Annotated in this window: 15 protein-coding genes; 12 read left to right on the top strand and 3 right to left on the bottom strand. The window is 55.7% G+C overall.

Annotated elements, in window-relative coordinates; translation table 11 throughout:
• From ACQ4WR_RS05750 to ACQ4WR_RS05785, 8 genes are all read left to right on the top strand, one after another.
• Positions 1-3900, top strand: a complete 3900-nt coding sequence (locus ACQ4WR_RS05750) for a glycoside hydrolase family 99-like domain-containing protein (protein ID WP_436485879.1) — start codon at positions 1-3, stop codon at positions 3898-3900.
• Between the two features lie 9 nt (positions 3901-3909).
• On the top strand, positions 3910-5040 hold the full coding sequence (locus ACQ4WR_RS05755) for a glycosyltransferase family 4 protein (RefSeq protein ID WP_436485881.1): 1131 nt from the start codon (positions 3910-3912) through the stop codon (positions 5038-5040).
• 101 nt (positions 5041-5141) lie between these two features.
• Positions 5142-5678 carry a hypothetical protein gene (locus tag ACQ4WR_RS05760; RefSeq protein ID WP_436485883.1) on the top strand — a complete coding sequence of 179 codons (537 nt, stop codon included), beginning with the start codon at positions 5142-5144 and terminating at the stop codon, positions 5676-5678.
• A 129-nt stretch (positions 5679-5807) separates the two neighbouring features.
• The gene (locus ACQ4WR_RS05765) at positions 5808-8009 is read left to right on the top strand and encodes a DUF7024 domain-containing protein (RefSeq protein ID WP_436485885.1); all 2202 of its coding nucleotides are present in this window, start codon (positions 5808-5810) and stop codon (positions 8007-8009) included.
• A 53-nt stretch (positions 8010-8062) separates the two neighbouring features.
• A complete protein-coding gene (locus ACQ4WR_RS05770; protein ID WP_436485887.1) occupies positions 8063-9067 on the top strand; it encodes a glycosyltransferase family 2 protein in 1005 nt (334 codons plus the stop codon).
• Positions 9064-9444, top strand: a complete 381-nt coding sequence (locus ACQ4WR_RS05775; RefSeq protein WP_436485889.1) for a GtrA family protein — start codon at positions 9064-9066, stop codon at positions 9442-9444. Before ACQ4WR_RS05770 ends, ACQ4WR_RS05775 begins: the two co-directional genes overlap by 4 nt.
• Positions 9441-10295 (top strand): GNAT family N-acetyltransferase, encoded by an 855-nt coding sequence (locus tag ACQ4WR_RS05780; RefSeq protein ID WP_436485891.1) that lies wholly within the window; start codon positions 9441-9443, stop codon positions 10293-10295. Before ACQ4WR_RS05775 ends, ACQ4WR_RS05780 begins: the two co-directional genes overlap by 4 nt.
• On the top strand, positions 10285-11058 hold the full coding sequence (locus ACQ4WR_RS05785; protein WP_436485893.1) for a PIG-L deacetylase family protein: 774 nt from the start codon (positions 10285-10287) through the stop codon (positions 11056-11058). The genes ACQ4WR_RS05780 and ACQ4WR_RS05785 overlap by 11 nt, the downstream gene beginning before the upstream one ends.
• A gap of 73 nt (positions 11059-11131) precedes the next feature.
• On the opposite strand, the gene ACQ4WR_RS05790 is transcribed toward ACQ4WR_RS05785, so the two are convergent.
• On the bottom strand, positions 11132-13195 hold the full coding sequence (locus ACQ4WR_RS05790; protein WP_436485895.1) for an acyltransferase family protein: 2064 nt from the start codon (positions 13193-13195) through the stop codon (positions 11132-11134).
• A 502-nt stretch (positions 13196-13697) separates the two neighbouring features.
• Between ACQ4WR_RS05790 and gmd the strand changes: the two genes are divergently transcribed.
• The gene (gene gmd / locus ACQ4WR_RS05795) at positions 13698-14750 is read left to right on the top strand and encodes a GDP-mannose 4,6-dehydratase (RefSeq protein ID WP_100428178.1); all 1053 of its coding nucleotides are present in this window, start codon (positions 13698-13700) and stop codon (positions 14748-14750) included.
• A gap of 10 nt (positions 14751-14760) precedes the next feature.
• A complete protein-coding gene (locus ACQ4WR_RS05800; protein WP_436486114.1) occupies positions 14761-15690 on the top strand; it encodes a GDP-mannose 4,6-dehydratase in 930 nt (309 codons plus the stop codon).
• Between the two features lie 123 nt (positions 15691-15813).
• On the opposite strand, the gene cysN is transcribed toward ACQ4WR_RS05800, so the two are convergent.
• On the bottom strand, positions 15814-17733 hold the full coding sequence (gene cysN, locus ACQ4WR_RS05805; RefSeq protein ID WP_436485897.1) for a sulfate adenylyltransferase subunit CysN: 1920 nt from the start codon (positions 17731-17733) through the stop codon (positions 15814-15816).
• The gene (gene cysD, locus ACQ4WR_RS05810; RefSeq protein ID WP_254788979.1) at positions 17733-18635 is read right to left on the bottom strand and encodes a sulfate adenylyltransferase subunit CysD; all 903 of its coding nucleotides are present in this window, start codon (positions 18633-18635) and stop codon (positions 17733-17735) included. Before cysD ends, cysN begins: the two co-directional genes overlap by 1 nt.
• A 632-nt stretch (positions 18636-19267) precedes the next feature.
• Here cysD and cysQ point away from each other — a divergent pair.
• Positions 19268-20062 (top strand): 3'(2'),5'-bisphosphate nucleotidase CysQ, encoded by a 795-nt coding sequence (cysQ, locus tag ACQ4WR_RS05815; protein ID WP_436485899.1) that lies wholly within the window; start codon positions 19268-19270, stop codon positions 20060-20062.
• Positions 20055-20834, top strand: a complete 780-nt coding sequence (locus ACQ4WR_RS05820) for a sulfite exporter TauE/SafE family protein (RefSeq protein ID WP_436485901.1) — start codon at positions 20055-20057, stop codon at positions 20832-20834. The genes cysQ and ACQ4WR_RS05820 overlap by 8 nt, the downstream gene beginning before the upstream one ends.
• Positions 20835-20855: the final 21 nt, after the last annotated feature.

Here is a 20855-nt window from a genome sequence, read left to right on the forward strand (position 1 = left end):
ATGGTAGAAGTTAAAAAAAACAGGCTGTTTATTGTCCTGGGTATGCATCGTAGCGGTACTAGCACGATCACTCGTGGCTTGCGCGTTATGGGTATCGATCTGGGAACACGATTAATTCCCGCGATCGAAGGAAATAACGCCAAGGGATTTTGGGAAGATATCGACCTCAATGCCTTTGACAATGAAGTGCTCGCAGAATTGGGCGGGGCCTGGAGTAGCCTGGCAGCCATCAATGCTGCCGATGTCGATACCTTGAAAAAGCAGGGCTATTTCTTGCGTGCCGCCGAACTCTTGCGCAGCAAGCTGGCCGATGCGCCATTATTTGGTTTTAAAGACCCGCGCATTGCCAAATTGCTGCCATTCTGGAGCGAGGTTTTTGCCTATTGCGGTATCGATGTCTCCTATATTATTGCGTTGCGGCATCCACTGAGTGTTGCGCAGTCACTCGCCAAGCGCGACGCCATGGAACTCGAACAGAGCTATCTGCTATGGCTGGGTCATGTCATTCCAAGCTTGACATACAGCGCAGGCAATCCGAGAGTCGTGATCGATTATGACCAGGTCATGCAGTCTCCTGATACGGAGCTGATGCGCCTGGCAAGTTCCTTCAATTTGCAGATGGATGCCGGGGCGCTTGAAGACTACCGCAATGAGTTCCTCGATCAGGAGCTGCGCCATACCGTTTATGCGCCGGAAGACCTGTTGCTTGATGGTCGTTGCCCGCCATTGGTGTATGAAATTTATTCCATGCTCAGGGACTTGGCCATGGGCAAGCGAGCGTTCGGCGAGCCAGAGGTGGAGGCGGAGATTGTTCGCTGGGGTCAGGAGTTTGATCGTATGCTGGTTGCCCTGCGCCTGGCTGACCGCCTGTCCCAGCGTGAGCATGCCGCCGCGTTCCTGGCGAAAGACCGCGAGGGCGAGATCGGCGCCTTGCATCAGAAAGTGGAACAGCGCGATCGTCACCTGGCGGAATTACAGCAGCTCATGAATGAGCATGGCAATCAGCTCCGAAGCAGGGAGCAGCAGTTGGAAGTGCACATCCAGCGGGTAATGGAGCTTGGCCACGAATTGCAGGAACGTGACGGGATACTGGTCGAGCGGCAAATGTTGGTCGAAGAATTTGAAAAGAAGAATGCGCAATTGCAAATGGATGCAACGACTTTGAGTGAAACTTTACATGAGCGCGAAAATATCCTGGTGATGCTGCGCGAGGAATTGCGGCATCACGAGGCCGAATTAGCTGCCATGCAGCGCGAACGCGCGTCCATGGTCGAGGCCGATCTGGCAGAGGCCGCGGCGCGTCACCATACCGTGACCACGCAGGAGCAACTGGCACAGCAGCACCGTATGCTGGAGCTCGAGCAGGCCGTCGATGCGTTGAAGCACCAGGTATTCTGTCATCAGTGCCATATCCAGGAGCTGGAACTTGCTGTCGGCAGCGCCGATCACCGCGTCGCTACCCTGTCTGGAGAGCATGATGCGATCGCGTCGCACCATCATTCCCTGAAGTCTGACTACGATCACTTACGCAACGTTAATTTTTCGTTGCAGCAACAAATTGAGCAAACCCATGCTTCGCGTAGCTGGCGTATCACTGCGCCCTTGCGCAAGGTCTCGGCAGCTCCGCGCAAAGCGCGCCGGGCATTGTTTGGCATGGCCGTTGCATCGTATCGTGCATTGCCGTTGACGCCAATCAACAAGCAGCGCTTGAAGAACGGCGTTTTCCGTCACTTCGGCTTTGCCTTGAAGCGCTCGGAGGCCTATCAGCGCTGGCTGGAGTTCCAGCAGATCCAGCGCAATTGGGCCGCGCCGGCCGTACCTGCACAGCCGGCGGCACCAGTGCAGCACGGCGATCAGAAAAGTGCCGTAAGCAACCCTGCGCTGCCGGTTGCCGACGGCGTATGGGAATGGCAGGACTATGCTGCCGTGAAGGCCAATATTGCGCAAGTCAAGGCTAACCGCCTTGGAAATGTTGCTCCGACACCATTCGACATGATCGACATCAAGCATGCCGATTTGCGCCGTACCGCCAAGTCCCTGGCCTTGCCTGCCGTGGTATCGACGCCGGATGTCTCGATCATTATTCCAGTGTTTAACAACGTCAAACTGACCCTGGAATGCCTGGCGTCGATTGCGCAGCATGTGGAAAACGATGTGACATTCGAAGTGCTTCTGGCCGATGATGCGTCGGCGGACGAGACCGAGGAGCTGATGTCTTTGGTGGCGAATATCCGCTACAGCCGCAGCGACAGCAATCTGGGTTTCTTGCGTAATTGCAATCGCGTGTTGGGCGATGTCAAAGGACGTTACGTACTGTATCTGAATAATGACGTGCAAGTGACGGCTGGCTGGCTCGCTACGTTGCTGGCAACTTTCAAGAACAAACCGAACGTGGGGGCGGTAGGCCCACGTTTCGTCTATCCAAGCGGCCATTTGCAAGAGGCTGGCGTGGCATTTACGCCCGATGGTGCAGCGACGATGATCGGGCTGAATGACGATCCGCAACTGCCGCGTTACTCTTACCTGCGTCGTGTCGACTACGTGTCCGGCGCCTGCCTGCTGCTGCCGACCGAGTTGGCGCGGAAGATCGGCGGTTTCTCCGAGGAGTTCCTGCCGTGCTATTGTGAAGACGCGGACATGTGCCTGAGCGTGCGCGATGCCGGCTATGACATTTACTACAATCCGGCTGCCACCATTATTCATCATCTGTCGAAAACGACGGCCGATGGCGATAATGCCTTCAAGATGCGCTGCATTAACAAAAATCTGTCGACGCTGAAGCAGAAATGGTCCGCTCCGCTCGATAGCGCCATGATTCCTCGTCTGATCGCCTTCTTCTTGCCGCAATATCACCCGATTGTGGAAAATGATCAATGGTGGGGCAAGGGCTTCACGGAGTGGACCAATGTCAGCAAGGCGCAGCCCAATTTCGTCGGCCATTACCAGCCGCGCGTTCCCGCCGATCTGGGCTACTACGATTTGCGTCTGATCGAGGTCATGCAGCAACAGGCCGAGCTTGCTCAGCGTTATGGCGTGCACGGCTTCTGCTACTACTATTACTGGTTCGATGGTCATCGTCTGCTCGAGCGTCCAGTCGAGCAGTTGCTTTTATCCGATGAGCCGAAGCTGCCTTTCTGCCTGTGCTGGGCGAACGAGAACTGGACTCGCCGCTGGGATGGCCAGGAACATGAAGTGTTGATGGCGCAGTCGCACACGGTCGACGATGACAAGGCGGTCATTAATGACCTTATCCGCTTCTTCAAGGATGTGCGCTATATCAAGATCGATGGCCGGCCTTTATTGCTGATCTATCGCGTGACGCTGTTCCCTAACTTTGCTGAAACGGCGGCGCGCTGGCGTACCATTTGCCGCGAGCAGGGTATCGGTGAGATTTATATCGCGATGGTAGAGTCCTTCGACCTGGTGCATTCGAATACGCATCCATCCACCTTCGGCTGCGATGCAGCGGTCGAGTTCCCACCGCAAGGCCTGGCGGAGCAAAAGGCGCCGAGCGGAGAGATTCTCAATCCGAACTTTGCCGGCAGCGTGGCCGATTACCGCGACCTGGCCGTTCGTTATGCCACCCGTGAAGCGCCTGCCTATACCCGTTTCAAGGGTGTGATGCCGGGCTGGGACAATACGGCTCGCCGTCAAGGCAACAGTTTCTGCTTTGAACATGCGACACCGGGCGCGTTTCAGGGGTGGCTGGAAGAAACGATCGACGAGACGCGCAAGCAGCACTTTGGTGATGAACGCCTGGTCTTCGTCAATGCATGGAACGAATGGGCCGAGGGTGCTTATCTGGAGCCGGACCGCCGCTTCGGACATACGTATCTGGAAGCTGTGCGCAATGCCCGCGAAGCGGGGCGTCTGCTGGGCAAAAACAACGATGGTAAATAAGTAATGAGCATGCATAAGAAAAACGACAACGACGTCTGCCTGGTAGGCCACCCCTACGCCCCGATTGGCATGGGCGAACACGTGCGCGCGACATTCCGTTCGTTGCGCAAGGTTGGACAGGCGCCGCAATTACTCGATATCTACAAGCTGGAACAGCCCAATGCGGACGATCAGGCCGAATTGGCGCCGTCATTCCGCGATGGCGCCGCGAAGATCAATGTGTTCCATATCAATGGCAACGAGGTCGAGCAGGTGTGGAAGCAGCTGAACTATCACGAGCCATGGTCCGGCTATAACATCATTTATCCCTTGTGGGAACTGCCGCGCTATCCTGAGGAGTGGGCAGCGCAACTGGACCGCTTTGACGAAATATGGGCACCATCGGAATTTATCCTGGAGGGCCTGAAGAAGGTCTGTCGCAAGCCGATTTATCACATGCCGCTGTCGTGTGAAGTAACGTTAAGCGGATTTTTGGGACGACGTTACTTCTCCATTCCAGAGACCGACTACACCTTTCTGTTCTTTTATGATCTGCGATCCTATTCGTCGCGCAAGAACCCGGCAGGCGTATTGCGCGCCTTCCGCGCCCTGCTCGCCAAGCGCCCGTACTCGAAGGCGCATCTGGTCATCAAGGTCAACGGCGTGGAAACCAATCCTGCCGCGTTCACGGAACTGCAGCAGCACGTTCTCGATCTGCATGCCAACGTCACCTTGATCCAGCAGGTGATGTCGAGCAACGAGGTGAAGAATCTCGTGCGTTGCTGCGACTGTTTCCTTTCCTTGCATCGTTCGGAAGGTTACGGTTTCGGCATTGCGGAAGCGATGGTGCTGGGCCGGCCGGTTATCGCAACAGCGTATTCGGGCAATATGGACTTCATGCTGCCGGAGGTATCGTTAGGCGTCGACTACAAATTGATTCCCGTACTGAAGGACGAGTATCCGCACCATGTCGACCAGGTATGGGCCGATCCCGATTACGACCAGGCGGTGGCGATGATGATTGATCTGGTCGACACCCCGGCAAAAGGCCGGGCCTTGGGCAATTTGGCACGGTTACATATGCAAAACCGATTCGCCTACCGACCAATAGGATTGAATTACATTGACCGTTTGGATACTATTCGTAGTGCCTTGAGGTAATAGCTGATGTAATGAAAGGGAGGCTGTCTCCCTTTCTGTCTGTTGACCGATACAAGAAAACTCCCGCCTGGATCCAGGCCCTAACTTTATTTGAGAATCTCATGAAATCTTTGCTTTTAACTACTGCAGTTGTTCTGGCCTTGTCTGCTTGCTCTGAAAAAACAGAGCCGGCCGCGCCAGCGGCGGGTGCTCCTGCGGCACCTGCCGCTGTCGCACCAGTTTTCACCAAGGCTGACGTAACCCGTCCCGCATCGCTGCCAGCTGAGTTGGCTGCGGTGACAACATGTTCGTTTGATCGCCTGAATGGTAACGAACACGGCCTGTCGAATAACATCGCAGACAAGACCAAAGTTTCCTTGAACGGCTGGTCGGCCGACATCAAGGCCACGGTGGCCCCGGGTCCGGTTTTTGTTGAACTGGATGGACCAGTGAAACTGTACGCCGCTGCCCAGCGTGGCCTGAAACGTCCAGATGTTGCTGGTGCGCATAACAATCCAGTACTGCAAGATGCTGGTTGGGAAGCGAATATCGATATGTCTGCTGCCGTGCCAGGCGAATATAAAGTCAATATCCTGGAAGTCAATGGTACTGCCGCCACCACCTGCAATCCGAATAGCATCCTCGTTATTGCTGGCTAAACAGCTGTGCCGACGGCCGATGGTGGCTGTCGGCAGTTAAGCACGTCCAGTTACCAGCGGTCGCCAGACTGCTGAAAAGAATAACATCCTGCCCTGGTCGACCGCGGCGGACCAGAAAATGAAATCAGAATGATCAGTAACAATCGATTGACACTATCGATACCCGCCGTCTTGCTCTTCGCTTTTGCCTGCTACGTGATTTTTTCCGTCAGCGTGGGGGGGCCGATTTTTGCCTCCGATGAATACGCCTTTTACATCAGCGGTAAGTTCAACAATCAATTAGCCGCGCTGTACAGCCTTGATCCAGGCTTGCAACGGGTTTCCAATTTTGTGTATTTTTCCTTGGTGCATATCAGCACACGCCTGTTTGGCGAGCATTTTCTTGCTGCCTATCGCGTGTTGCATGCCATCGAGTACCTGGCCGCCGTCTGGCTGATCGCGCGCACGGTGTTGCCCGTGGCTGGCGCACAGCGCATGTTGCCGGGCATTATTGCCTGCCTGTTGTTTCCGGCGCATATCTATCTGTACGCCGTGATGCCGGAAGTCGACCTGATGCTGCTGGCTGCCATTCTCGGCTTTGCATTGGCGCGGGTTTATCCGCAGCACTGCCTGCGTGGCAGCGTGTTGGCTGGCGCGGCATTGGGCACCGCGATATTAATCAAACCGCATGCGGTGGCCATGCTCCTGGCTGCCCTGGCCACCTTGCCATTGCTGTGGGCAGCGGGTGCCGGTCCGCGCCGCCTGGCCACGGTGCTGCGCAATGGCATGCTGATGCTGTTTACCGCTTATGTCGTATTGATCGCACTTGCCTTCGCGTGTACCGGGAACTGGTCATTCGATCCTTCCGTGGCGCTCGGTTTGAAGTTTTACGGCCGGTATCTGGATAACCCGGTCGCCCAGGTCTCTGTGTTCAGCCGGTTTTTCAGTGCCTTGTATTATCTGCTGGGAAATGCGACTGTCATTGCCCTGATTTTTTCGCCTGTGCTGGTCTGGAGCGCCAGCCATCTGGTCATCTGTTTACGGCGACGCAGCAGCAGCACGCCCGAGAAGACCGCGCTGGCCATTTTTGTCATCACCATGGTCGCTTCGCACCTGGCCATGACGGCGTGGTTTACGGCCGGCGCAGCGGCACTGAGCGAGGGGGAGGCCATGCGTCTGCACGGCCGCTACTTGAGCGCTGCCTTGATCTGGTTGCCGGCCTTGTATTTTTTTGCCCTTGCCGAGCTGTCCGAGCGGGCGAAGAAGGCCACCTTGCTGCTGCTGGGGGCCGCGCTCTTGTTGGGCATGTTCGTCGTTATTCCAAAATTTAAGATCTTCCCTTGGGATAATCCGCTGTTTTTCGCGTTCTTCAATCCTCAAAACTGGTTCCAATGGTCGTTTGGGGGGGCGCTTCCCTACATCGGCATGCTGCTGTTTGTCGTGCTGATCGGCGGCCTGGGCGCCTCCATTTATCGGCGTCAATGGCTGCCACGGATATTAGCTGTTCAGCTGTTTCTGATCCTGGGCGTCGGGTGTTTGCAGAGCTACGCTTGGCTCGCTTCCCATTTGCATGGCACTGCCGAGATCAGCCGCAGTGGACGTGCGCTGGGCCTGCTGTTGGGCGATAAGGAGATAGGCAGGGGCGTTGTCGTTTCGGAAGAGCGTTATGGCCGCGCATCGTATCTGCTTTTTGGCTTGGGCAACGCGCCCAAGGTCATCACGCAGGCGGCTGGCGCGCGTATCTCGGCACAGGATATCGCTGGTGCCGACTGGGTGGTGCTCGATGGTGAGTACCAACTGGACTTTGACTACGCCGCATCGCTGACAGTGGGCAAGATGCGCCTGATTCCGTTGCAGTCCGGAAGTGCTGCCATCGCCATTGCAAATCGCGTTGCCAGTGTGCCAGTGGCGGCAGCTGTACCGGCCGTCCAGCGCCAGGCCGGGCCTAAAACCATGTTGAGTGTCGGTGAAGTTTCACCATGGGCATTGGCGCAGGCGCCGGGCAATGGCCTGCTGCTGACGGGCTTTAATGCGCCGGAAGAATGGGGTGCCTGGAGCAGCGAAACTGTCGCCGAAGTCCTGTTGCCGCGCTTGCTGCAAGGCCACTTGCGCATCAAGCTGTTTGGCTGGAGCCTGGATGAAAACCTGAAGGCGCCGCTGCGCCTGAAAATTGGCGATCAGGTCCAGGTATTGTCGTTTTCCAATGCCGGCAAGGAAATTGAACTGGTGGTGAATGTATCCAAACCGACAGACCGATTGATCTTCGAGTCTGGCGTTTTCAAGCCTGCGGATTCCGCGCGCATTCTCGGTGTTGCGATTTCCAGGATCAGCGTCGAGCGTTTGCCGAAGTGATTTGCAACCTTCGGTATCGCCTGCCTGTAGTGTAAGTTTTTTCGGATAATTTTATGAAATATATGTTTAGCGAGTCCCGTCATATTGCCGTGGTCATTCCCTGCTACCGCGTCACCAATCACGTACTGGGAGTCATCGCGGCGATCGGACCAGAAGTGTGGCGCATTTACGCCATCGATGACAAATGTCCCGATGGTTCCGGCGACTTCATCGAAAAGCATAATGTGGATCCACGCGTAGTGGTGCTACGCAATGAAGTGAACCAAGGTGTCGGTGGCGCGGTGATGGCCGGTTATCGCGCGGCGATTGCCGATGGCGCTGGCGTCATCGTCAAGATCGACGGCGATGGCCAGATGGACCCGGCCCTGGTGCCGGATTTTGCCGGCCCTGTTTTGCGCGGCGAAGCCGACTATACCAAGGGAAACAGGTTCTATGATCTTGAGGAAATCCGCTCGATGCCAGCGATCCGCCTGTTCGGCAACGCCGTGCTGTCCTTCATGACGAAAATTTCTTCCGGCTACTGGGATCTGTTTGATCCGACCAATGGCTATACGGCCATCCATGTCGACGTGGCGAAACGTTTGCCCTTCGATAAAATCAGCAAGCGCTACTTTTTTGAAACCGATATCTTGTTCCGATTGAACACCCTGCGCGCGGTTGTGCAGGACGTGCCCATGGACGCCAGCTATGGCGACGAGGTGAGCAACCTGAAGATCTCGAAGATTGTCGGCGAGTTTATCGTCAAGCATTGCCGTAATTTCAGCAAGCGCATTTTTTACAATTATTATCTGCGCGACCTGTCGATTGCGTCGGTCGAATTGCCTCTGGGCTTGTTGTTGACGGGATTTGGCACAGTGTATGGCCTGAGCCACTGGCTGTCTGCCGCCCGCGAAGGAACGGCCACGCCCGCCGGTACCGTGATGCTGTCGGCCCTGCCGATCCTGATGGGAGTGCAGCTGATTCTGGCCTTCCTTGCCTTTGATATCAATTCCGTACCAAAAACGCCATGGCATCGCCGCGGTCGCCGTGCTGCAGCCGCCATTGGCGAGGAAAAATGAGTATTTCGCTGGCGCGGCTGCGTCATTTTTCTATTTTCGTTGGCGGTGGGCTGCTTTCCGCCGTGGTGGATATCGGCGTCCTGAAAGCCTTGCTGGTGGCTGGTGCCACGTCGCCGCTGGCTGTTGCCGGCGGCTTCCTTGCCGGCTTGATTGTGAATTATCTGTTTCATCAGAATCTGACGTTCAAATCCAGGGCATCGCTGCAGAAAGCCTGCCGTTTTCTCATCGTCGTCGGCATCAATTATTTGATGACGTTGGGCTTTGTCTATCTTTCCGATAACGTCATGGGCCTTGGTGTTATCGTCGGCAAGATTTGTTCGCTACCGTTCGTTGCTGCCAACGGTTTTCTTCTTAGTAAATATTGGGTCTTTAAATGATCACTTTCGCCCCCGTTCAGCACGATACTACCGCCATCGAAAAATATGTATCGCTGTTCAATGCCTGTTTTCCTGGTGTGGACAAATTCAGTAATACCTATCTTACCTGGCTCTATCACGATAATCCGGATGGTTCCGTCATTGGCTTCGATGCCTGGGATGGCGATGTGCTTGCTGCCCATTATGTGACCATCCCCGCGATGGCCAGCGTTGGTGGCCAGCTTGTGCGGGTGGCGCTCTCGCTGAATACCGCGACGCATCCTACCTACCAAGGCAAGGGCCTGTTTACCAAGCTCGCGGAGATGACCTACGAAGCGGCGCGAAGCCAGGGCATCGATGCCATCTATGGCGTTGCCAATGCCAACAGTACCCCGGGCTTCATTCGCAAGCTGGGCTTCCAGCTGGTGGAACCCTTGCAGGCACAGGTCGGCATCGGCGCCGTGCGGCGTGCGGTGGCAGGCCAGGCCCTGGGCCAGTTCGAGCGCGTGCACTCGGCGGCCAGCCTGAACTGGCGTTGCGCCAATCCGCAGAACCGCGTCCACGCGCGCCGCTCGCATGGCAAGCTGGAGTTTTTTGCCCCGTCGGTCAAGCCCTGGCTGCCCGCTTATGCGGAACTGCCGCCTGTCGATGGCAGCGAGTTGATACTGAGTCCGCCGCCGATGATGTCGCCATTGCGCCTGTTTGTCGGCCTGGTTCCGGCGGCCATCTCCCGCAGCGCTACCTATGCCGCCATTCCTGATCGTTTCAAACCGTCACCGTTGAATTTCATTTATCGCTCGCTGAGTGGCCGGATGGACAAGCTCGAAGCTGGCAGCGTCGGTTTTTCTTTCCTGGATTTTGATGCCTACTGACCACCAGAAGCCATCAACGGCGCTCTTCCTGTTCGCCCATCAAGACGATGAGTTTGGCGTCTTCCAGCAGATACTGAACGAGCGGCTGGCAGGGCGGCAGGTACTGTGTGCCTATCTAACGGACGGTGCGAGCGCGACTGTGCCTGCAAGTACGCGTAACGAAGAATCGTTACGTGTGCTCGGATCGCTGGGTATCCCCCCTGACGGTGTGATTTTTGCTGGGGAATTCCTCGGTATCGGTGACGCGAAGCTGCCGTACCATATGCTTAGCGTAGCCAACTGGCTGCAAGACACTTTGCTAGCCTATCCGGGTATTGATGCCATTTATTTCCCAGCATGGGAGGGGGGGCATCATGATCATGACGCATTGCATGCGGTCGCCGCTCATGTGAGTCATCAAAACGGACTTGGAGGCTCGCTGCGCCAATTCTCCCTGTATAACGGCAAGAATTGTCCTGGGCCTTTTTTCTCGGTTTTAAAGCCGCTACCTGCGAATGGTCCAAGCACGAAGTCGGTTATTTCGATGCGGAACCGTTTGCGTTTTCTGCGTTACTGCCTTGCATATCCGTCACAGCGAGTGACCTGGATTGGACTTTTGCCATTTGTACTCACGCATTATTTGTTCAAGGGTTTGCAAGAGTTGCAGGCGGTCAGCCTGCAGCGTTTGGACGAGCGTCCGCATGCCGGCCCCTTGTACTACGAGAAGCGTAAATTTTTTACTTGGGAACAAATGCAGGCGGAACTTGCCAGATTCCGTCCATGAGGGACAAGGAAGACATCTTCGTCTTCCAGGCTACAGATGCAATTGAAAAATGGCCGAGTAATCGGCCATTTTTTTATAGTGCTTGATTAATATCTTTTCCTATTAGTCCAGCTGCATAGTCGGATATGTGATCACTGTAACTGTACAGCAGGCGGCCATCCTTGAAGGCCTGGCATTTTCCGCTGGCAGCATCGCACAAATATGGATAGGTATCGAAGATGGTGATCTTCTCCGGATTTGTTGCCTGAACCGCCTTCAGTAGCTGGCGATAGTTCTGCGCCAGCTCCGTCTGACGGGCTAACTGGATTTCACAGCGAGGGTTGACTTGTTTGATTAGAGCCTTATTCAACAGGCTGACGCTAGTTACCCGGCCGATACATTCTCGCGGATCGGGCAGCGTCGGATTATCGACGACTAACATCACTTTTTTCCCCGCATGAATAATTTGTTTTGTCGTGGATTGCAGGCCAGCCAGAGCCGCGGCGTAATTTTTACTGTCAGGTAAGTCCTCAATCGAATAATCATTTTTCAACTGAAATAGGGCACGCGCCGCCGCAACGACCACTACCGTCTCGATTTTTTCATTGTTGTTGATTGCATTTATAGCAATCTTTAACAGCCTCTGATGTCCTGCGTACATAGGGTCGCTAGAAAGAACAGGTACTGGTGCACCGTTCGGACCATTGCCGCCAATAAACATCCAGCGGCCTTTCTCATCGGAAGTGCGTACCAGGCCGCCATACAGCGCCGCCGCCTTGCTGTCACCAAGCAGCGCATATTTGGCGATTCCGCGGACGTCGCGTCTGCAGTCTCCAAACAAGGCCTTTTCGGTATTGTCGCTGATGCCGCACTCGATGACGGATTGTCCCAGGTCGCCGCCGTTGACCCCTGAGTTTTTGTCAGGATTCACTTTAACGACATTGCGACTTGGTAAGCCTTTGCTTTGCTTGGTATAAAAACCCAGTGCGCCAACGCAAATCATGATGCCGATTAAGGCCACGAGTTTTTTATTTCCATTTTTTCCGAACCGGATAGGTTTCTCGATAAGCGTATAAGTTAGCCAGGCCAGCAATATTGCCAGCAACACGGCTGCAAGGCGCATCTCAAATGATGGCGGTTGGCTTTGGACAACTCGCATGAATGCGAGCAATGGCCAATGCCACAAATACAACGGGAAGCTGATCAATCCGAACCATTTAAGTAGCGGATGCGAAAGAAGAAATTTGTTCAGCCAGGAATGCGGGCCTGCGGCGATGATTAAAAAAGTTCCCAAAGTTGGGAGTATGGCCCACCAGCCAGGAAACTGTTTTCCCTTGTCCATGATCAATAGCCCAACGACAATTAGTCCTATACCCACTATGGCCGGGAGGTGGAATATTACGCTGTATTTTTTTTGCGCAGACGTTTGCTGCTCAGCGCGTGGGCCAAGGTAGTTCAGCAGATTTTTTTTATACAATGCAATATAGGCAAGTATCGCACCCACGAGTAGTTCCCAGAAACGGGTCTGTGGCGAGTAAAACGTCAGGACCGGATCACTGCTTATCTTCCAGATGTTCAGTATGAACGATGCTGCCAGGAAGAGTAGTGTGATGACCAGCAGATTGATCCGTCGTTTCCAGGCAAACCACAGGAACAAGGGCCAGACGATATAGAACTGTTCTTCCACGCCGAGCGACCAAAGATGCAGTAGTGGTTTCGTGTCTGCGGAATTGTCAAAATATCCGCTTTCTTTCCAGTACAGAAAATTGGATATGAAACCGCTACCACCGGCGATGTGTTTACCTAACTGTTCAAACTCATCTGGTAATAGCGATACCCAGCCGAATGCGTAGCAGAAGATAAGGACAATTAATAAGGTGGGAAATATCCGCTTTATGCGACGGCTATAAAAATCGATAAAGCTGAAGCGCCCTTGATCAAGGCTGGAAAATAATATTGTGGATATCAAGAATCCGGAAATGACGAAAAAAATATCAACGCCGACAAAGCCACCTCTTATGGAGGAAGGAAATGCGTGAAAAAGGACGACAGCAAGTACAGCAATGGCACGTAATCCGTCTATGTCAGCCCGATATTTTGGATGGATTGCTGGCGATGAAGGCGAGGAGGGAGATAAATGGTTGGTTTCAATTTTCATTTTTGACGTCGTTACTAATTTCGGCGCAGATTAATATATCCATGATTTAAATAAATTACCAAAAAAATGCTTTGCTGTTCTGGTGTCAGGGCGGACGGGCGCTACGTTGACTCTTCGAAGAGCAGCACTTTAACATACACTTTGGCAAGTGAAAAATGAGAAAAAATGCTCATATTAAAATGTTTGTATAAAAATAATTATGTCCATGTTTTGTGCTTCAGGGACGACTCCAACCTGCCATTTTATTGTCATTAATGCACTTATTTCTTCAGGATTTGGGTGCGTAAGAATAGTGCCTATGCACAACGATGTTGTCATAGATGAAATTTGGTGTGCGGGAGTATGAGGAATTGCAAGGCATTTGTTATATACTGTGCAGCGTTCTTCATGGGTGAATGCCAATGGAAATAAGCTGGTTCTTCGTTATTTTATACTGTTGGAATGTTTCACATTTGAAATAATTGTTGTTTTAGATACTAATTTGGGTTGAGCGAAAATATTAATGAATACTACATACCATACCAAAAAAGCCCTAATCACCGGTATCACCGGCCAGGATGGCGCCTATCTTGCGCAACTTCTGCTTGAGAAGGGGTATGCGGTAACCGGTACGTATCGTCGCACCAGTTCGGTCAATTTTTGGCGCATCGAGGAATTGGGTATTCAAAACCATCCGAAGCTGTCGCTGGTCGAATATGACTTGACCGACCTCGGTTCAAGCATCCGCCTGTTGCAAGCCGGCGATTTCGACGAAATCTATAATCTGGCGGCGCAGAGCTTTGTCGGCGTGTCGTTCGACCAGCCAGTGACAACGGCAGGTATCACGGGCATCGGTCCGGTTTTCCTGCTCGAAGCGATCCGCATCGTGAATCCGAAAATCCGTTTCTACCAGGCGTCGACATCGGAGATGTTTGGCAAGGTGCAAGCGATACCGCAAGTGGAAGACACGCCGTTTTATCCGCGTAGCCCATACGGCGTTGCCAAGCTGTACGCGCACTGGATGACGGTCAATTACCGTGAATCGTATGGTATTTTCGGCGCCAGCGGCATTCTCTTCAATCATGAGTCGCCTCTGCGCGGACGTGAATTTGTCACGCGCAAGATCACCGATTCCGTGGCGAAGATCAAGCTGGGCCAGCTCGATGTGCTGGAACTGGGCAATATGGATGCCAAGCGCGACTGGGGTTATGCCAAGGAGTATGTGGAAGGCATGTGGCGCATCCTGCAGGCGGACCAGCCTGATACTTTCGTCTTGGCCACCAATCGGACAGAGACCGTACGTGATTTTGTCACGATGGCTTTCAAGGCGGTCGGTGTACAGATCGAATGGCAGGGTACTGCCGAGAATGAAACCGGACGTTGCAGCAGCAGCGGCAAGACGCTGGTGCGCGTGAGTCCGAAATTCTATCGTCCTGCCGAGGTGGAACTGCTCATTGGCGATCCGGCCAAGGCAACCCGCGAACTTGGCTGGGCACCCAAGACCACGCTCGAAGAGCTGTGCCAGATGATGGTCGATGCCGACCTGCGCCGTAATACAGCTGGTTTTTCTTTCTAAGGTGAATGCCATGAGCGGGAAGACTACCGCGCTGCCCGCCGATGGGGCAGAAAAACGCGCGTTGATTACGGGCATACATGGCTTTACCGGACGCTATATGGCGCAGGTACTTGCCGATGCGGGCTACCGTGTTTTCGGCACGGTACTGTCGGCCAATGACAGCGGCGGCGACCTTGTCGCTGTTGACCTGGCCGACCTCGACGCGGTGGTGCGCATGGTCGAGGCGGTGCAGCCCGATGTGGTCGTGCACCTGGCTGCCATCGCCTTTGTCGCCCATGCGGACGTCGAGGCGATTTATCGCGTGAATATTGTCGGTACGCGCAATCTGCTCACTGCGCTGGCCAGCCTTGCCAAAAAACCGTCTGCCGTATTGCTCGCTTCCAGCGCGAATATTTATGGCAATACCGACGTCGAGCCGATTACCGAGGATGTCATGCCGGCGCCAGCCAATGATTACGCGGTAAGCAAACTGGCGATGGAATATATGGCTCGCCTGTGGATGGACCGCCTGCCTGTCATGCTGGTGCGGCCATTCAACTATACGGGGCTGGGGCAGCACGAGAATTTCCTGCTGCCTAAGATTGTGTCGCATTTCCGCCGCGGCGCGCGCGACATTGAACTGGGCAACCTGAATGTGGCACGCGATTTCTCGGATGTGCGCATGGTTACCGACAGCTACGGCAAGTTGGTGGCGCTCGGTGATGCTGCGGCGGGACACACTTTCAACATCTGTTCTGGCGTGGCATATACGTTGCAGCAGGTGCTCGATCTGATGGCGGATATTGCCGGCTATCGCATCAATGTCCACGTGAATCCTGCTTTTGTGCGTGGCAATGAGGTGGCGCGCCTGGTGGGCAGCAATGCGAAGTTGCAGGCCCATACGGGGCCACTGGCCTTGCGGCCATTAGAGGAAACACTGCGCTGGATGTATGCGGGGTAGTTTCCGAGGGAAGTAAAGCGTTGCTCAAGTCGCGGGAGCATTCCCGCGACTTGTCAGTGACGGCGCGTTGTTCACATCATTGCTGCTACGGGCAAGGGCAAGATCCGGTGGGCTGTGACAGCATCAGTCAAAGCACTCCCTCAGTAATGTCTCCACGCAGAGCTCGACCGGCATAGTGTCTGTATTGATGGTGACCTGCGGAGTCCCCGGTGCTTCGTACGGACTGCCGATGCCCGACATATTGGGTAGTTTTCCGGCCCTTGCCTTTTTATACAGGCCCTTGGGGTCGCGGCGTTCGCACACCTCCAGCGACGCATCGATATAGACTTCCACGAAATTGTCGGGACCGATCAATTCACGCGCCATTTCACGCTCGCGGCGGAAGGGCGAGATGAATGCCGTGAGCACGATCAAGCCCGCATCGAGCATCAGCTTGGCCACTTCGGCGATGCGGCGTATGTTTTCGACCCTGTCTGCATCGGTAAAGCCGAGATCCTTGTTCAGGCCCTGGCGCACATTATCCCCGTCGAGCAGGTAGGTGCGTTTGCCTTCGGCATGCAGCGCCACTTCCAGCGCATTGGCGATGGTGGATTTGCCTGAGCCCGACAGACCGGTGAACCAGATGACTTTGCCTTTATGTCCATTCAGCTTTTCCCGCGCCGGGCGCTGGATCGAGAGTGCCTGCCGGTGGACGTTCTGCGCGCGGCGCAGATTGTGGCGCACCATGCCGATGGCGACGGTGGCATGGGTAAAACGGTCGGTCAGGATGAAGCTGCCCAGTGTTTTTGATTGCTCGTAATTGTCGAACACCATGGGCTTGCTGAGAGCGATGTTGCACACCGAGATGCAGTTCAGCTTGAGTTGTTTGGCAGCATGATGTGTCAGCGTATTGACGTCGATTTCATACTTGATGTTGGTGATGGATGCCGCCGCGCTCTGCGTGGCCAGCTTGATGTTGTAGTTGCGTCCCATCAGGCCGGCATCCTGGTCGGTCCAGATCAGCGTTGCTTCCATCTGGTCCGTCATTTCCAGGGGCGAGGCGGCAAGCGACAGGATATCGCCGCGCGACACGTCGATTTCCGTCGCCAGGCGCAGCGTGACCGCATCGCCCTGGCTGGCTTGCGCTAGCGCCCCATCCATGGTGACGATTTCCGCGATGTGGCTGGTTTGTCCGGAGGCAGCCACGCGGATTTTGTCGCCGACGCATACCGCGCCTTGCGCTACCGTGCCGCTAAAGCCGCGGAACGAGGAGTCCGGGCGGTTGACCCATTGCACGGGGAACACCCAGGACTTGCCTGCAGGTGGCTCGGGCTTGACCGTTTCCAGATAGCCGAGCAGTGTGGGACCCGCATACCATGGCGTGTGCGGTGAACGCTGGCTGAGGTTGTCGCCCTTGAGCGCACTGAGCGGAATGGCCGTCACGCTGGCAAACTTGAACGAAGCGGCAAATGCCGCGAACGCTTCGTTTAGTTGCGTATATATTTCCTGCGAGAACTGTACCAGGTCCATTTTATTGATCGCCAGCACAATATGGCGTATGCCCATCAGCGATGCCAGAAAAGCATGGCGGCGGGTCTGGGTCTGGATGCCTTTTTGCGCGTCGATGAGCAGGATGGCGACATCGGCCGTCGACGCTGCGGTCACCATATTGCGCGTGTATTGCTGATGCCCAGGCGTATCGGCGACGATAAAGCGGCGCTGGCTGGTGCCAAAGAAGCGATAGGCGATATCGATCGTGATGCCTTGTTCCCGCTCCGCAGCCAGGCCATCGACCAACAAGGCAAAGTCGATCTCGTCCCCCTGCGTGCCAAACTTCTTGGACTCTTTTTGCAGCGAGCTGAATTGATCGTCAAGCAATTGCTGGGACTCCCACAGCAGGCGCCCGATCAAGGTGCTTTTGCCATCGTCGACATTGCCGCATGTAATGAAGCGCAGCAGTTCCTGGCTATCTTGCTGCTTCTGCAGTGCTTCGAGCGTATCGAGATGCGTCTGCGGTCGCAGATTGGCTGCAGGTGCTGGCGTTATTTTTTTTGGGCGAGACATTAAAAGTATCCTTCTTGTTTCTTTTTTTCCATGCTTGCAGATGCATCGTTATCGATGGCGCGCCCCTGGCGCTCCGAATTCCTGGCGTGTACCAGCTCCATGATGATTTCGGGCAAAGACGCGGCCGTCGACTCGATTGCCCCGGTCAAAGGGTAGCAGCCGAGGGTACGGAATCGAACCATTTTTTTGTAAAAGAGTTCGTCAGGAAGCAGGGGCATGCGTGCGTCGTCGACGAGGACCCACATGCCGTCGCGTTGTACGACAGCGCGCTCCTTGGCAAAGTACAGCGGCACCACGGGTATGCCTTCCTGGTGGATGTATTGCCAAATATCCAGCTCGGTCCAGTTCGACAAGGGGAATACGCGGACGCTCTCGCCTTTGTTCTTGCTGGTGTTGTACAGGTTCCAGGGTTCGGGGCGCTGGTTCTTTGGATCCCAGCCGTGGCTTGCCGAGCGAAACGAGAAGATGCGCTCCTTGGCGCGCGATTTTTCCTCGTCGCGGCGCGCGCCGCCGAAGATCACGTCGAATTGATATTTATCCAGTGCCTGCTTCAGGCCCGCCGTCTTGGTGATGTCCGTATGCAGCGTCGCGCCGTGGTCGAAAGGATTGATGTTTTTTTCAATCGCTTCAGGATTGGTGTGCACGAGTATTTCCATGCCGCTCGCGCGTACCATGGCATCGCGGAATTGATACATTTCCTGAAATTTCCAGCGGGTATCGACATGCAATAGCGGGAAGGGCGGCAGGGAGGGGTAAAAGGCCTTGCGCGCCAGATGCAGCATGACGGAACTATCCTTGCCCAGCGAGTACAGCATGCATGGATTGCCACCCGCCGCGACGGCTTCACGCAGGATGTCGATGCTCTCTGCCTCCAGCCGCTTCAAATGGCGCGAGGTCGGCAGGACCGGGCCGCGATTGACATTCGGCGTGGTGGCGGGATAGCTGAGCAGGCATAGGCCGATGCCGGGGCTGAGCGGCATATCGCGGCACAGCTTGGTAAGTTGACCGTGCGGGAAGAGGGCGAGCGGCTTGCCGAGATGCTCTTGCAGGCGTGCAAGCGCGGTGGCGATGCTGTTTTGGCTCGGGATGACGTCCCCGAGTGGCAGCCAATAGCGGGCACCGCGCGCATCATTGAAGTGCAGGCACTCCTGGCCGCCAGGCAACTTCGCCAATTGGGCAAAGACCGGCAAGATGCGCTTGCTGCGGGCCTGTGCGATTTCCCACTCCAGCACGGCTGGAATCGGGGCGGCACCGTTTTCATCGCGAATGGCACTGGTGCCAAGTGCTGCGGGAAGCATTTCCAGCTTGTGCAGCAGGCGCTCCGCGGTGCGTTTGGTGTCGGCGGCCCCCAGGGCCTGCAGTTGCAGGAAGGCGCTTTCAGTATCCCAGATGCGGTCGGTATCCAGATTGAACAGAGGTGTGTGTGGCCGTGTCATGCAATCCTCGCTTGTCGCAATTTGCTATTAAATATTTAAATACGTGTTTTATGGATTTGATGATAGCATATGCGTGTGAAAATTATGAAAAATACGTAATGCGACAAATCCTCAGCAGTGAAATGATGCAATCCGTTGTCGCACTGGCCCAACAGGCCGGAGTCGCCATCATGGATATTTATCGCTCTGCCGATATGGGCGTGCGCTTCAAAGCCGATGCCAGTCCGCTGACGCAGGCGGACTTGCTGGCGCATGCCCTGCTGGTACGCGGCCTGGCCGAGCTGACGCCGGATGTGCCGGTGATTTCCGAGGAAGATGTCGACGCTGCTGCGCATGCGCCACGGAAGGAGGGGGATTTCTGGCTGATCGATCCGCTCGACGGCACCAAGGAGTTCCTGGCGCGCAATGATGAGTTTACGGTCAATGTGGCGCTGGTTTCGGATGGCTGCCCGGTTTTCGGTGTCGTGGTGGCGCCAGCGCTGGAGCAAACATACTGGGGCGCAAAAGACCTGGGCGCGTTTCGCGTGGATACGGCCGGCAGCACGGCGATTCGCGCGGCGCTGCCTGCGCATGGCGTGCCGCTGCGTATCGTCGCCAGCAAAAGTCATATGAATGCAGCAACCCACGCCTTTATTGCCGCGCTGGGGACGTGCGAAGTAGTGCAGGCAGGCAGTTCCCTCAAGTTGTGCCGCATCGCCGAAGGCGCTGCACACCTTTATCCGCGCCTGGGACCAACTTGCGAATGGGATACCGCCGCTGCACATGCGATTGTCGAGGCCGCTGGCGGCCAAGTGACCACGCTGACGGGGGAATCTTTGCGCTACGGTAAAGCCGATGTGCTCAATCCACATTTTATCGCTGCCTGCCGTGCGGCTGCCACCGATCATGATTGACGCTGGCTATGCGCTGGCCGGCGCCCTGACCGGTTTGCTCGTTGGCTTGACCGGCGTGGGAGGCGGCGCCGTCATGACGCCGCTGCTGCTCCTGTTTTTTAATGTGCCGCCGGTCACGGCGATTGCCACGGACCTGTGGTTTGCCGCCATCACCAAAGTGTTTGGCGCCGCCGTGCATCAGAGCGGCGGGAATGTGGATTGGCGCGTAGCGCGCCGCTTGTGGATCGGCAGTCTGCCGCTGGCGCTGGCGGTCGTGCTACTGGTGTCCGCTGGCGTGAAAGTGCACAAACTGGACTGGTTGACGCATCTGGTGGGCGCGCTGGTGTTGCTGACGGCCGGCGGCTTGCTGCTGGCGCCCCGTTTATTGACGATGGCTGCTAAGCGCGCCCGCACGGCGCGGCCTGCCGCTGCACGCCGCCAGGCAGCGTTGACGATCGCGGCCGGAGCCGGGCTCGGCATTTGCGTGGCGCTGACCTCGGTGGGCGCCGGGGCGCTGGGCAGCGTGTTGCTGCTGTGCCTGTATCCGGGCCAGATGCCGCCGCACCGGCTCGTCGCCACGGACATCGTCCATGCGATTCCGCTGGCCGTGATCGCCGGCTGCGGTTATCTGTGGGCCGGTCTGGTGGATGGACACATGTTGCTGAGCTTGCTGGCAGGCTCGGTGCCCGCCGTTCTCGCAGGAAGTTTTTTATCGCGCTATTTTTCAGCGCGGGGATTGCAGGTTGCGCTGGCAGGCGTATTGCTGCTGGCTGGCATCAAAACGCTGGGCTGAGGGCCAGACAGCGCAGTCGCT

The organism is Janthinobacterium amylolyticum, assembly GCF_051380655.1.
Lineage (GTDB): Bacteria > Pseudomonadota > Gammaproteobacteria > Burkholderiales > Burkholderiaceae_D > Janthinobacterium.

Excerpts from the sequence above, each read along its gene's own strand:
- ACQ4WR_RS05820 (WP_436485901.1), top strand. The coding sequence starts at position 20,055 with ATGATTGACGCTGGCTATGCGCTGGCCGGCGCCCTGACCGGTTTGCTC.
- ACQ4WR_RS05800 (WP_436486114.1), top strand. The coding sequence starts at position 14,761 with ATGAGCGGGAAGACTACCGCGCTGCCCGCCGATGGGGCAGAAAAACGC.
- cysQ (WP_436485899.1), top strand. The coding sequence starts at position 19,268 with ATGCGACAAATCCTCAGCAGTGAAATGATGCAATCCGTTGTCGCACTG.
- gmd (WP_100428178.1), top strand. The coding sequence starts at position 13,698 with ATGAATACTACATACCATACCAAAAAAGCCCTAATCACCGGTATCACC.
- ACQ4WR_RS05790 (WP_436485895.1), bottom strand. The coding sequence starts at position 13,195 with ATGAAAATTGAAACCAACCATTTATCTCCCTCCTCGCCTTCATCGCCA.
- ACQ4WR_RS05755 (WP_436485881.1), top strand. The coding sequence starts at position 3,910 with ATGCATAAGAAAAACGACAACGACGTCTGCCTGGTAGGCCACCCCTAC.
- ACQ4WR_RS05775 (WP_436485889.1), top strand. The coding sequence starts at position 9,064 with ATGAGTATTTCGCTGGCGCGGCTGCGTCATTTTTCTATTTTCGTTGGC.
- ACQ4WR_RS05760 (WP_436485883.1), top strand. The coding sequence starts at position 5,142 with ATGAAATCTTTGCTTTTAACTACTGCAGTTGTTCTGGCCTTGTCTGCT.
- ACQ4WR_RS05750 (WP_436485879.1), top strand. The coding sequence starts at position 1 with ATGGTAGAAGTTAAAAAAAACAGGCTGTTTATTGTCCTGGGTATGCAT.
- ACQ4WR_RS05765 (WP_436485885.1), top strand. The coding sequence starts at position 5,808 with ATGATCAGTAACAATCGATTGACACTATCGATACCCGCCGTCTTGCTC.
- ACQ4WR_RS05785 (WP_436485893.1), top strand. The coding sequence starts at position 10,285 with ATGCCTACTGACCACCAGAAGCCATCAACGGCGCTCTTCCTGTTCGCC.
- cysN (WP_436485897.1), bottom strand. The coding sequence starts at position 17,733 with ATGTCTCGCCCAAAAAAAATAACGCCAGCACCTGCAGCCAATCTGCGA.
- ACQ4WR_RS05780 (WP_436485891.1), top strand. The coding sequence starts at position 9,441 with ATGATCACTTTCGCCCCCGTTCAGCACGATACTACCGCCATCGAAAAA.
- ACQ4WR_RS05770 (WP_436485887.1), top strand. The coding sequence starts at position 8,063 with ATGAAATATATGTTTAGCGAGTCCCGTCATATTGCCGTGGTCATTCCC.